General features: G+C 49.4%; 11 protein-coding genes. 10 read left to right on the forward strand and 1 reads right to left on the reverse strand.

The window, feature by feature from the left end:
- Positions 1-449 precede the first annotated feature (449 nt).
- From KDX31_02970 to KDX31_03015, 10 genes are all read left to right on the forward strand, one after another.
- Entirely contained in the window at positions 450-2,012 is a 1,563-nt protein-coding gene (locus tag KDX31_02970) for a PAS domain-containing protein (GenBank protein ID UTW03999.1), read from the forward strand.
- Positions 2,013-2,176: 164 nt separating this feature from the next.
- On the forward strand, positions 2,177-2,701 hold the full coding sequence (locus KDX31_02975; GenBank protein UTW04000.1) for a gamma carbonic anhydrase family protein: 525 nt from the start codon (positions 2,177-2,179) through the stop codon (positions 2,699-2,701).
- A gap of 336 nt (positions 2,702-3,037) precedes the next feature.
- The gene (locus KDX31_02980) at positions 3,038-4,255 is read left to right on the forward strand and encodes a peptidoglycan DD-metalloendopeptidase family protein (GenBank protein ID UTW05281.1); all 1,218 of its coding nucleotides are present in this window, start codon (positions 3,038-3,040) and stop codon (positions 4,253-4,255) included.
- A gap of 438 nt (positions 4,256-4,693) precedes the next feature.
- Positions 4,694-5,680, forward strand: coding sequence for a thiamine pyrophosphate-dependent dehydrogenase E1 component subunit alpha (locus KDX31_02985; GenBank protein ID UTW04001.1), 987 nt, complete (start codon positions 4,694-4,696; stop codon positions 5,678-5,680).
- Between the two features lie 41 nt (positions 5,681-5,721).
- Entirely contained in the window at positions 5,722-6,744 is a 1,023-nt protein-coding gene (locus KDX31_02990) for an alpha-ketoacid dehydrogenase subunit beta (protein ID UTW04002.1), read from the forward strand.
- A gap of 2 nt (positions 6,745-6,746) precedes the next feature.
- Positions 6,747-6,983, forward strand: coding sequence for a lipoyl domain-containing protein (locus KDX31_02995; protein ID UTW04003.1), 237 nt, complete (start codon positions 6,747-6,749; stop codon positions 6,981-6,983).
- Between the two features lie 7 nt (positions 6,984-6,990).
- Positions 6,991-7,674 (forward strand): 2-oxo acid dehydrogenase subunit E2, encoded by a 684-nt coding sequence (locus KDX31_03000; protein ID UTW05282.1) that lies wholly within the window; start codon positions 6,991-6,993, stop codon positions 7,672-7,674.
- Complete coding sequence (locus tag KDX31_03005; protein UTW04004.1) at positions 7,667-8,428, forward strand: lipoate--protein ligase family protein; 762 nt, start codon at positions 7,667-7,669, stop codon at positions 8,426-8,428. Before KDX31_03000 ends, KDX31_03005 begins: the two co-directional genes overlap by 8 nt.
- Positions 8,429-8,508: 80 nt before the next feature.
- The gene (locus tag KDX31_03010; protein ID UTW04005.1) at positions 8,509-9,087 is read left to right on the forward strand and encodes a gluconate 2-dehydrogenase subunit 3 family protein; all 579 of its coding nucleotides are present in this window, start codon (positions 8,509-8,511) and stop codon (positions 9,085-9,087) included.
- Positions 9,088-9,101: 14 nt separating this feature from the next.
- Positions 9,102-10,682 (forward strand): GMC family oxidoreductase, encoded by a 1,581-nt coding sequence (locus KDX31_03015; protein UTW04006.1) that lies wholly within the window; start codon positions 9,102-9,104, stop codon positions 10,680-10,682.
- 623 nt (positions 10,683-11,305) lie between these two features.
- Here KDX31_03015 and KDX31_03020 read toward each other — a convergent pair.
- Positions 11,306-12,511: a porin gene (locus KDX31_03020; protein UTW04007.1), complete on the reverse strand. Its 1,206-nt coding sequence runs from the start codon at positions 12,509-12,511 to the stop codon at positions 11,306-11,308.
- Positions 12,512-12,695: the final 184 nt, after the last annotated feature.

Genomic DNA, 12,695 nt, shown 5'->3' on the forward strand with positions numbered 1-12,695 from the left:
GTTGATATAAGCGGATAGCAACAGGCATAAGATCATGCTGCATAAGGCGGCGGCAAGCAATTCCCAGAGAGCAGATAACCGCCTCTGTTAACCCATTTCGCGGAACCGAAAACCGTTGGTGTTGCTGTTCTGCCTCCCTGTTCTGGCTCCGGCGCTGACAGATAGTTATGCATCCCCGTCAACCGGGTGTCACTGAGTCAGCGTGCAGTCATGGAAAGTTTCATTAAATCATTAAGTTAACGTTTTGATCAGCCCCATATTGAGCAAATCATCAAAGCGGTTGGCAGCAGTGATAATACTCAGTTGTGTTTGGCTTGGCGCAAATGCCGTGCCACGGGTTTTTTAGCTCAGGTTTGTGTATTGGACAGCTTTTTTTCATGGCTGGCCCGTTTTCTGCTTCTTAAGTCCGGCTGATGTATAAAAATAATGATGACAGTGATGGGATTTCAATGAATAGCAGCAACAGAAGCAACGAGTTTCAGCAGAATGATGTACTGGTACTGATTACCGATCCGAAAGCGGTTATCAGTTATGTCAGTGATGACCTGTGCCGGGTGACTGGTTATTCAAGGACCGAACTGACAGGACAGAATATTAATATACTGCGCCACCCACAGATGCCTGCCGGCCCGTTTAAGCAGTTGTGGGAAACCATACAGGAGGGCATGCCGTGGATGGGGATGATCCTCAACCGCAGTCGTAGCAATCAGGATCTCTGGTTCGATACCTACATCATTCCAACGATCGAGGACGGTGAGATCACTGAATATCAGTGTATCTACCGTAAGCCCACAGCAGAGACCGTTGCCCGTGCCGCAGATGTGTATGAGCAGCGCCGGTTGGGGAAAATGCCTAAGGCCCTGAGTCGCAAGCAACCCGATCTGGATAACCGTCTCTGCCTTGTCATGCTGATCAGTCTTGTGCCCAGCGTGGGCTGGATGCTGTGGCATTCACTTTCAGCCGCTTCGGTAGTGGCCGCGAGTGCCAGTGCTCTGTTGGCCATCCTGGGCTGTAAATGGCTGACCCATCGGTTCAAAAAGCTTGTGAATAGCAGCCGTCAGATTGTCAGTCACCCGATTAAACAGCTGATCTATACCGGTACTGCAGATGATATTGGCCAGTTGGAGTTGGTGCAGTGCATGCTGCTATCCCAGCTGGACGCGATCCTTAGGCGTATCCAGAATGCCTCGGGTGAGGTGGAAAAAAGTTCGCAAAGCTCGGCCCGGGTGATGGCTTCAACCTTTGGCAATATCCAGTCGCAACAGGCTGCGCTGGTGCAAATTGCCGCTGCTGTTGAACAGATGACGGCCACCACAAGTGATGTTGCGAATAACACGGTAAAAGCCCGGGATCAGTCAGAGCAGGCACAACAGAATGCCCGCCAGGGTAATAATATTGTCGTTAATGCGGTCGCTGCAATCAGGTCTCTGGATCAGGCCATCGACCGGATAGGTGAAAACCTCAAGGGTCTTGAGCAACGCAGTACTCAGATCGATAAAGTGGTTGATGTGATTCACGATATTGCCGACAAGACCAACCTGCTGGCGTTGAATGCCGCTATTGAAGCCGCCCGAGCCGGTGAAAATGGCCGCGGTTTTGCGGTGGTCGCCGATGAAGTCCGCTCGTTGGCGCAACGCACCCGGGTATCCACCAGTGAAATCAGCACCATTATCCAGGAGCTGCAGGAGGCGACCAGTGGCACGTCGGAAACCATGAAGGAGGTGCAGTCGCTGGCTGATACGACGGTCACCCGGATTGAGGAAGCGGGCGCTAACCTGACATCGATTATTGGCGCAGTCGAATCGATCAACAGTATGACCATTCAGATTGCCAGCGCCAGCGAACAGCAAAACACCGCGACACAGGAGGTTAATAAACAGATCCATATGATCAGCAATGCTGCCACCGAGGCCGCAGATCAGGCAGAGGAAACCCTGCAGCTGAACAATATGACCGTCCGGCTGGCACGGCAACAGAGCAATATGGTGGAAATTATCATTGCCAATCAATAGCCGGATCAGCAGGATGGATGCGGGGAGATTTAGTTTTATTGCAGGCTCTCTCCGTACTTTGTCATACTGGCGGACAGTATAAAGAGTGCCGGCACCGGTCAGTGAAGTCTGACGCGGTGAATGCATAGCCTGTTTTATTAACAATGATTACCAAGGAGTCTGATATGGCCGTTTACGCGCTGGGGAGTAAAACACCGCTCATTGATGACAGCTGTTTTATTGCAGAAGAGGCGACACTGATTGGTGACGTCATTCTGAAGGAAAACGCTTCTGTATGGCCGCAAGCGGTACTGCGGGGTGACAGTGAACCGATCACTATTGGTGTCGGCAGTAACGTTCAGGATGGCGCAGTGCTGCACACGGACCCGGGTTTTCCTCTGACCGTTGCCGATCACGTTACCATCGGCCATCAGGCGATGCTGCACGGCTGCACGGTTGGAGAGGGTTCTCTTATCGGTATTCAGGCGGTTATTCTCAACGGTGCCGTTATCGGGAAAAACTGTCTGGTAGGCGCGGGTGCGCTGGTAACCGAGGGGGCAATATTTGCGGACAACTCGCTGATCCTCGGTGTACCGGCAAAGGTTGTGAAAACCCTGCCTGATGAGGCCCGTGCCGGTCTTTATGCCAATACACAAACCTATATCGATAAAGCGGCGTTGTATAAAACAGAGCTGAAAAAGATTGGCTAACAGCCATTTTTATACACCACTATTGGCGGAGGCTGTCGTAGTGGGGGGATCTTTTGTCGCATACAAAGGTTTCCCCGGGGTGCTTTGACAGGAAATTCCATCCCACTTCAGGCATAATTCACTGAACAATCGTCCCGGATGGTGGTCACAGCATCAGCTATGGGAGCAAAGATTAAAGTTGAACAGTATCAGGCAGAGTGGCAACGTTTGAAAACCGGGAATCTTACTTCACGACTGAAGTCGTCTTTTAGTACAGCCATGACTTTGCTGAGTCATCTGCCAACCCCGCATCGTATTGTGCTTGGCTGTGCTTCGCTTATTCTGATCGTTTCCCTGATGGTCGCGGATAACTCCTCTGCGGTGCCGGTAGCACCGGGGCAGTTTCGCAGTAACCTCGCGCTCGATCTTGAGGAAAGTGATTCCGGTGCTGCCGATGAGCTTTCTGAAACGAGTACCGATCCGCTCAGCGATCCGGACCCGGAGATCAGCTATGTGGTGCAAAAAGGCGATACCCTGAGTACCATTTTTGATCTTTTGCATCTCTCACAGACAACCCTCTATAAGCTGATGGAAGCGGATCTTAACGTGTTAGCGCTGGATACTATTCAGCCGGGCCATCAGTTGGGGTTTAACCTCGATACTGAGGGTGATCTGAAACAGTTTATCTTCCGTTCAGGGCTGACCTACAAGGTGGTTTTTGATCGCAGAGAAAAAGGCGATTTCGAGTTCAGGGAGTTTATCGAAAAGGGGGGCTACCGTCGGGAAATCTTCGCGGGTGAGGTGCAGGGGGATCTGCCCCGTTCAATGCAAAGGATAGGCGTGAGAATCGCTGAAGCTTACCAGGTGACCAGTCTGTTGAAAGAACGGATGAACTTCAGAAGCCATCTGCGCGCAGGGGATCGGTTTCAGCTAGCCGTTTCCCGGCAGTATGTAAACGGCGAGTACACCGGTAACAGTGTTATCGAGGGCTTCGTTTACGATGGCGCTATTCGTAAACAGTCGGCTTTTCTGTTTGACGATAACTATTTCGATGCCGACGGTGAGAGTCTGGAAAAAGCGTTTCAGCGAATTCCATTGACGAAGCGTTACCGCATTTCCTCCAGTTTTAACCCCAAGCGTAAACATCCGGTCACCGGCCTGATTCGCCCTCATAACGGCACAGACTTTTCGGTGCGTATTGGTACGCCGGTGCTGGCGGCGGGGGATGGTGTGGTTTCCCGGGTGATCAAGCATCGTTATGCCGGGCTGTATATTGAAATTCAGCACAATCGGAAATATAAAACCCGCTATCTGCACCTGAGTAAAGCCTATGTTCGCAAAGGCCAGAAGGTGTCCCGTGGGCAGAAGATCGCCGCTTCCGGTAACTCAGGTCGATCTACCGGCGCTCATCTGCATTATGAACTGCATGTCAATGGCCGTCCGGTGAATGCGATGACCGCACCGATTCCCGTGGTGCAGACGATCGCCAGGAAAAAACGCAGCGCGTTCAAACAGCAGGTGGCTGAGCTGAAATCTCAGATGGCAGAACAGCTGGCTTTGGCACAAAAGCAGTAATGATGCCCCTGTTTTCAGAGAACAGCGTTTATAACCAAGGCTGATTAATGAACTCGATTAACAAATTTGGTTAAAAAGTTCGCTTAAAAAGCCCGGCTCAGATGAGCCGGGCTTTTTATTACCTTTCATTTGGCACTGTGGCCATCATTAAACCGCTGCTCCGACCCTCTATCTTCCCCTGTTGCTGTTATAGCGATTTCCACCTGTTATCGGTCTGAAAAACGATCCGTCTGTTGTGTCGTACCTCCATTTTTTCCGGGGGGTGGAACAGAGTGTCGCATGGGGTGCGTCACCCTGATTTAAAAAGCGGAGCAATTCTCGGTTGGAAAAGAATTAATTTATAAAAAACGTATTTAAATCAATCTCTTATGTTTGTGGCATAGGGTTTGCTTTTTCAGTGGTATAGAAAAAATAACAACTGATATTTTGGAGCATGATATGAAACCGAGCCAGGAACAACAGGTATGGATGTACAGGCACATGCTTATTAGTCGCTTCTTTGAGGAAGCGATTGAAAAGATATATATGGAAGGTAAAACGCCGGCATTCAATATGGCTAATGGCCCAATCCCCGGTGAGATGCATCTTTCTAATGGTCAGGAGCCTTGTGCCGTAGGGGTTTGTGCCCATCTGACCGCAGAAGATGTAGTGACCTCTACTCACCGTCCTCATCATGTTGCTATCGCTAAAGGGGTTGATCTTAAAGCGATGGCTGCGGAGATTTTCGGTAAGAAGACCGGCCTCAGTGGGGGTCGTGGCGGGCATATGCACATCTTTGATGCCAACGTTAACTTCTCCTGTTCAGGGATCATCGGTCAGAGTGTCGGCCCTGCGGTTGGTGCCGCTTTGTCCCGGGTAATGCAGAAGAAGAGTGGTGTCGCAGTGGCTTATCTGGGGGAAGGCGCCGCCAATCAGGGAGCGTTTCACGAAGCGCTGAACATGGCGGGTGTCTGGAATCTGCCGGTGATCTTCGTTATTGAGGATAACTCCTGGGGGATCTCTGTTTCCAAGCGTGCCAGTACTGCAATTGAGCGGAACTCTGACCGTGCCGTTTCCTATGGTATGCCGGGAGAGTTTATTGAGGGCAACGATCCGGTCGCCATCTTTGATGTGGTGGGAGAAGCGATCGCCCGTGCCCGCAAGGGTCAGGGACCAACCCTGATTGAAATAGAAACCTCACGGCTTGCCGGTCACTTTATGGGTGATGGTGAAACCTATCGCCCGGCGGGTGAAAAAGAGGCCCTTCAGAAGATAGACCCCATTCCTGTTATGAAACAACGCCTGATGGCCGAGGGTATTCTGACTGATGCCGCAGATGCTGCATTTATCGCAGAGGCGCATGCAAAGGTTGACGAAGCAATTCAGTTTGCCCGTGACAGTGAATATGCCGCGCCTGAAGAGGCGATGGAAAAAGTCTTTGTCTAATCGGTAAGGCGAAATCAGGTCAGGATCCAGGAGATATAAAAATGACTCAAGTAAAAGAAAAAGAACGCAAGTTGACGATCGCCCGGGCGATGGCTGAAGCGATTGCTCAGGAGATGCGCACTGATGACAAAGTGTTTGTTATGGGCGAAGACATTGGCGAGCTGGGCGGCGTATTTGGTAATACCCGGGGCTTGCATGAAGAGTTTGGTAGTGAGCGTGTCCGCGATACGCCGATCTCAGAAACCGCATTTATCGGTGCCGCAGTGGGCGCTGCTTCGGATGGTATGAAACCGGTTGTCGAGCTGATGTTTGTCGATTTCTTCGGTGTTTGCTTCGATGCGATCTATAACATGATGGCGAAGAATACCTATTTCTCAGGCGGTAACGTCACCGTGCCAATGGTGCTGATGACCTCAACCGGTGGTGGTTACTCCGATGGTGGTCAGCACTCTCAGTGTGTCCATGCCACCTTTGCCCATCTGCCCGGTATGAAAGTGGTTGCGCCATCCAATGCGTACGATGCCAAGGGGATGATGATTGCGGCGATTCGTGATCCTAACCCGGTGGTGTTTATGTTCCATAAGGCGCTTCAGGGGATGGGCTGGCTGGGTACTGAAAAAGAGGCGATTGTGCATGTGCCTGAAGCCGCCTATGAGGTTGAGCTGGGCAAAGCGGTTGTCACCCGTCCGGGTACCGATGTGACTATCGTGGGTATCACCTCCGGGGTGCACTTCGGTTTGAAAGCCGCACGGATTCTTGAAGAACAGGGTGTAAGTGCCGAAGTCGTTGATCTGCGTTCACTGGCACCGCTGGACCGTGACACAGTGATTGAATCAGTTAAGAAGACCGGCCGCCTGATTGTCGTGGATGAGGATTATCACAGCTATGGGATGACAGCTGAGATTATTGCCAGTGTGGTCGAGGCCGGAGTTCCCTTGAAAGCGGCGCCTCAGCGAGTGGCATACCCGGATATTCCAATTCCGTTTGCCCGTCCTATGGAACAATGGGCGCTACCAAGCCCGGAAAAAATTATCGCAGCTTTTAACAAAATGAAGGAAGACTAAAAATGACAACTGACGTAATTGTACCCGTGGATATGTGGGAAGAGGACTCTGAGGGCGTTATCACATCCTGGCTGGCCAGTGATGGTGGTGAGGTTGCAGAGGGTGATGTAATCGCAGAACTGATGGTTGAGAAGATTCAGTATGAACTTGAAGCGACCGCTTCCGGAGTCTTAAAGATCATCAACGATGTGGATGAAATTGTCGAAAAAGGCCAGAAAGTTGCCACCATTGGTAGTTGATCGGGAGATACAGATGACAGCCTCAGACACAATCAGGGTAACGCCTCTCAAGGGCTTGAGAGGCATGATTGCCAACAATATGAGACGCAGCCTTGATGAGGCTGCACAGCTGACTCACCATGCGGTCTGTTGCGTCGATAATATGTGGCGCCGCAAAGAAAAAATGGCAGAGCAGGGGATTAACATCTCGGTTGAGGATCTGCTTGCCGATTATGTGGTGAACGTCCTGGGTAAGCATCCGGTGCTAAACGGACGTATTGAAAACAACGAGATCTCTATCTATCGCAATATCGATCTGTGTTACGCCATCGGATTACCCGGTGGAAAACTGATGGCTCCAGCGCTGTTTTCAGCTGAACAGAAAGATATTCAGGAGCGAGCGAATGCCCGTCGCGAGCTGCTTAACCGGGCAAAAGATGGTCAGTTGACGGTGCCTGAGATGAAGGGCGGTACGTTTACCCTGACCAATATCGGTCGCAGCCGGGTCAGGTTTTTTACGCCTCTTATCAACCTTCCCCAACTGGCTATTTTGGGTATTGGTGAAACCTACAATGAAGTGGCTATTGAGGATGGTCAGTTGGTGACTAAACGGATGATGGGATTGTCCCTGACATTCGATCATCGCGGTGTCGACGGTGGCCCGGCTGCCGATTTTCTGACCGACCTGTGTCGGGAGATTGAAAGTGAATAGCCTGGCAATCAACGGGCGCCGCCAAATCGCTAAGATAAAGCGCAATACCCCTGTTGATATCACAGAAGGTCTTGAGCTTGAACAGCACCTGTTTGATCAGGTGCTGACGGGGCAGGTGCAATGTGGTTATGCTTTGTGGCGGAGTAAACAGGCGCTGGTCGTGCCTAAGAGTGCTACCAACCGGAGTAACTTTCAGCAGGCCAGTGACTATTGTGCTGAACAGGGCTGGCCGGTGGTTGTGCGAAGTACGGGTGGCGAGTTAACCCCTCAGAATGATGGCTTCATTAACCTGTCTCTGGTGATCAAGTGCAAAAAAGGCCAGATGAGTATCCGGGATAGCTATCTGGTTATCTGTAATGCAATTTTAGGCTGGCTTGCTGAGAACGGCATTAAAGGAGAGTGTTCTGCAATTGATGGTGCATTCTGCGATGGTGATTTTAATGTTGTGATTGATGGCCGGAAAATAGCAGGCACCGCACAGCGTTGGAAAAAAATTATCAGCCCTGTGGCCAGTACGGATGGCCGGGATATGGCGCTATTAATGCATGCGGTTATTTTATGTGATGGCGATCTGCCGGTTATGTGGAATATCTCGAATGCATTTTATGAAAAGTGTCAGTTGAATCCATTTATTATTGAAGGTAAGCATACTTCATTAGCTAAGTTGATGAATCAGTCCGGTGATCATTTTGTTTTGAAATCACTCGCGGGTTTTGATTCTTATCTTAATAACTATATAGAACGTTATATTTAGTGTATTTGAGTGTGGAGTTTTAATTCTTTAATCTGTTCATTATTCAGATTAAAAAAATAGTGTTAATCCTGGAGATTATTATGAATAAAAATAAGAAGGAATTATCACCATCTGTTAGCGCCACTAAGGGCAAAGCAGATGAGGTCTGTATGAATCGCAGACGCTTCCTGTCCAAAACCGGTTCATATGCAGTAGCCGCATCCGCCGTTGTTATTGGCGGAGGCCTGTTTTCACCTGATTCATATGCCGCTAAAAAAATTGGCGAGAAGGCAAACGTTTCGCTTTTGAAAATGGCCCGGGATATTTATCCACACGATACATTAGAGGATAAATATTACACTCAGGTTTTATCGCCGATGATTGATGCCGCAGCAACTGATGATAAAAAATTATCAGAACTTTCTGCAGGTGTTAAGTCGCTGGATCAAATTGCTTCACAGAAGTTCGGTATGAACTATATCGACATTAAGTCAGAAAAAGATCGTGCTTCAGTGTTGAAGCATATTGAGTCTGATCCTTTCTTTCAGAATATTAAAGGTGCATTGATGATGGGCATCTATAACAACCCCGATCTGTGGCCTCGCTTTGGCTATGGTGGCTCTGCCTGGGAAAAAGGCGGCTATATCAACCGTGGTTATAACGATATTGACTGGATCTGAAGAGAGGAATAACGATGTCTACTAAATTTGATTTAAATGATGACAGCCTGGTGGTAATCATTGGTTCCGGTGCGGGTGGCGGTACATTGGCAAATGAACTGGCGCAAAAGGGTATCCGATCCGTTGTTTTGGAGGCGGGTAAACGCTTCAAACTGGATGATATCGAAAATGATGAATGGAAAATGTTCGGAAAAATTTCCTGGCTGGATAAGCGGTATGTCGTTGGCCCTGCCCGGATTGCAGAAGACTTTCCGAACCTGCCCGCGTGGATTGTAAAAGGTGTTGGTGGTGCGACGATGCACTGGGCTGGCGTGGCGATGCGTTTTCAGGAACATGAATTTAAGATGAAAACCACCAACGGCACTGTGCCTGGTGCCAATGTGCTTGACTGGCCGGTGACGCTGAAAGAGATGGAGCCTTACTACGTAAAGGCTGAAAAGAAGATGGGTGTCTGTGGAACAAAAGCCACCGGTATGCCTTTCCATGGTGAGAGTAGCCACTATAAAGTGGTCAAAGAGGGTGCCAACCGTATCGGTGCTAAATGCGAGCAGGCGACTCTGGCGATTAATACCGAAACCCGTGATGGCCGTCCATCCTGTCAGGTAAACGGGTTCTGTATGCAGGGTTGCCGCATCGGTGCTAAGTGGTCAACCATGTACACTGAGATTCCTAAAGCGGAGGCGACTGGTAAAACTGAGGTTCGTCCGCAATCCATGGTACTGCGGATCGAGCATGATAACAGCGGTAAGGTAACCGGCGTACTCTATGCCGATAAAGATGGTAATCAGCATCTGCAAAAAGCGCGGGTGGTTGCTGTCGCGGGTAACTCTATCGAGTCTCCTCGTATGTTGTTGAACTCTGCTTCATCAATGTTCCCCGATGGTCTGGCGAACTCCTCGGGTCAGGTCGGTCAGAACTATATGACCCACACCACCGGTGGTGTCTATGCTGAGTTCGAAAAACCTGTGCATATGTATAAGAGTACGGTTGTGCCCGGTATTGTGCATGAGTGGAAAAACAACGATCCAGGTCGCGGACATGTTGCCGGTTATGAGCTGGAAATTCTGCACCTGGGTCTGCCATTTATGTCTGCTTTCCTCAATCCGGGTAAGGGGGGCTGGGGACGCGAATTAGCGGACTCATTGGCTAACTACGATAAAATGGCCGGCTTCTGGATCTGTGGTGAAGACATGCCGGTAGAATCTAACAACATCACCCTGCATCCGACTGAAAAAGATCAGTACGGTCTGCCGGTTCCGGTTGTTTACAAAACCGATCATATCAATGATACCCGAATGCGTAATCATGCCTATGATCGCTCTAAAGAGCTGTTCGATGCGGTGGGTGCGCTGAAGGTGAATAATCTGCCACCTTATCCGGCCAGTCACAATATGGGTACCAACCGGATGAGTGAGCATGCCAGAGATGGTGTGGTTAACCGTTGGGGGCAGGCGCATGATATCAACAACCTGTTTGTTTCTGACGGTAGTCAGTTTACCACCAGTGGTACTGAGAACCCGACGCTGACGATTGTAGCTCTGGCGATTCGTCAGGCCGACTACATCGCTGATCAAATGAAGAAAAAGGCGATCTGACCGCTTCAACCTGTTTCACTCGGTGTAACTCTTTGGCACGCTTTCGGGCGTGCCTTTTTTGTTTTAGCGGAGCAGATTAACCACGGCTGTTACCCGGTTAGACTGGGAAACCGCTTTTATACAACACAGAGACTGAGTACCGATCTATCACGGTGGTTGTCTTCACTGTTACGCTGTCATTATTTTTCCGTCCGGCTTTAGCCATTCACTTGCCAATATTTTTTGCTTCCTAAGCTTAAACCAACGCGCTTCGTAAAGCGGGCTTAATCACCAGAGTCAGGCTGCCTGCGTGTGATCGGGTATTGTAGATAGATACAGCCAACACTGTTGCTGCGATCACCGAACCTGAATCAATCCATTATTCACTGAGTCACCAGCGGGTCGCTAGTGCCGGGCATTTTACTTGCTCTGTTGTGTCTTCTGTGTAAAGAACTACTGGCTCGGGAGATTTACAGACGGTTGTAGCGGTGAAGAAGGTAGTGTTGAATAAGGTGGTGTTAGGGGGGCGAGGTTAGAGGAGACGAAGGTGCGATGAAGGTTATGCACAGATTAATTTGTTAGTGCGGCAAAAGAAAAAGCCCCAGGGAAGTAAACTTCCGAGGGGCGTGCAGGATTAAGGAGCGTTAGAACGCGAAGTTAAAACCGACGTTGATCAGTGTGGTTGTTTCGCCTGCAGGAGCAGGGCTGGCAACGATTGAGGTGGCGTACTGTGAAATAAGTCCCATATCATCTGCGTCTACATGGGCTAACTGAGCGTAAACAGTCGTGGATTCACCAATGGTGTATTCATTACTCAACACCAGAGATTTAGTTTCTACACTCTTGCTTGGCGCTTTATCCTTATTGATGTAATACGCGAGAGTTGCGCTGTTTTTCTCATTCCACTGCCAGTCGACACCCGCACTGACAGATTCCAGATCCAGTACCAGAACGCCGTTAGCATCATTGTTTTCGGTAGCTAAATAGTTTGTTTTAAAGTTCAGATCCCCGGCGTTATAGGCGGCTCCGACTCCCCAGCTGGTAATAATATCTTCAGCAGTTTGTTGGTCTCGCATATTCTGATAAGAACCGGACAGCGTTACTGGGCCGGTGTTATAGGCCGCACCGATGGCAATAACATCTCCCTCTTTTTGAGAACCTTCCTGACCACCGAAAGAGTACATGACACCAAAGTCCAGACCGTTAATATTGTTGCGGTACTGGACGGCATTTTTGAAGAAGATGCCCACATCATTATTGGCATTACGGCCATCGGTGGTAGTCGCGGCATTGATGCTTGAGAAATACTGACTATAGGCCCAGGCGAATACATTAGAGAACTGCTCCTTAAACGCGCGGGGCTCTGTACCCAGATGAGCCAGTAAACCAGGGCCATATTGGCGGCCGATAATGACGGTACCCCAATCTCCGTTTACGCCCAGATTGGCTTGTCGGCGGAAGAGTAGAGTGCCGCTACCATCATCGCTGTCTGTCGACGCATCGCCGCTACCATGAAACATACCCGTATCCAGGTCGAAATGAGCTTCAAGATTAAAAAAGGCATTCATGCCGTTATCTAACGAGCGGGAGCCTTTAAAACCCAGAATGGTGGGAGTCAGGCCGCTGGATTCCAGGCCGACCTTTTCTTCACCGTCAGCAGATACTTTATCCTGATAGAGGATACCCGCATCCAGCAGGCCATACATAGATAGTTTCGTACTATCGGTTTCACCGATCAGAATATCGGCTGATGCAGTAGTCGCTATTCCTGACAGAATAATCATGGCGCTCAGTGATTTAACCGGGCTGACCATTGTCAGTTTTTTTTTGGATGGATTTTTGAAACTCATATATTTACTCCCCAACGGAATTTATAGTTAGATTTATTAACGGGGTTTTCACTTTTTTGTTCTGATCAATACAGACGCGTGAAAGTTGATTTAACATCGACCCGGTGGGATAAGAGCAGGGAGTATGCCAATCTATGTTTTATTTTGTTATTGTTGATACGTTTATTTGTTTAATTTCTTATGT

This window comes from Amphritea atlantica (assembly GCA_024397875.1).
GTDB classification, from domain to species: Bacteria; Pseudomonadota; Gammaproteobacteria; order Pseudomonadales; family Balneatricaceae; genus Amphritea; species Amphritea atlantica_B.

Bases quoted from the DNA above. Each gene is read 5' to 3' on its own strand.
- KDX31_03010 (UTW04005.1), top strand. From the start codon at position 8,509: ATGAATAAAAATAAGAAGGAATTATCACCATCTGTTAGCGCCACTAAG.
- KDX31_03015 (UTW04006.1), top strand. From the start codon at position 9,102: ATGTCTACTAAATTTGATTTAAATGATGACAGCCTGGTGGTAATCATT.
- KDX31_02995 (UTW04003.1), top strand. From the start codon at position 6,747: ATGACAACTGACGTAATTGTACCCGTGGATATGTGGGAAGAGGACTCT.
- KDX31_02975 (UTW04000.1), top strand. From the start codon at position 2,177: ATGGCCGTTTACGCGCTGGGGAGTAAAACACCGCTCATTGATGACAGC.
- KDX31_02970 (UTW03999.1), top strand. From the start codon at position 450: ATGAATAGCAGCAACAGAAGCAACGAGTTTCAGCAGAATGATGTACTG.
- KDX31_03020 (UTW04007.1), bottom strand. From the start codon at position 12,511: ATGAGTTTCAAAAATCCATCCAAAAAAAAACTGACAATGGTCAGCCCG.
- KDX31_02985 (UTW04001.1), top strand. From the start codon at position 4,694: ATGAAACCGAGCCAGGAACAACAGGTATGGATGTACAGGCACATGCTT.
- KDX31_02990 (UTW04002.1), top strand. From the start codon at position 5,722: ATGACTCAAGTAAAAGAAAAAGAACGCAAGTTGACGATCGCCCGGGCG.
- KDX31_02980 (UTW05281.1), top strand. From the start codon at position 3,038: ATGGTCGCGGATAACTCCTCTGCGGTGCCGGTAGCACCGGGGCAGTTT.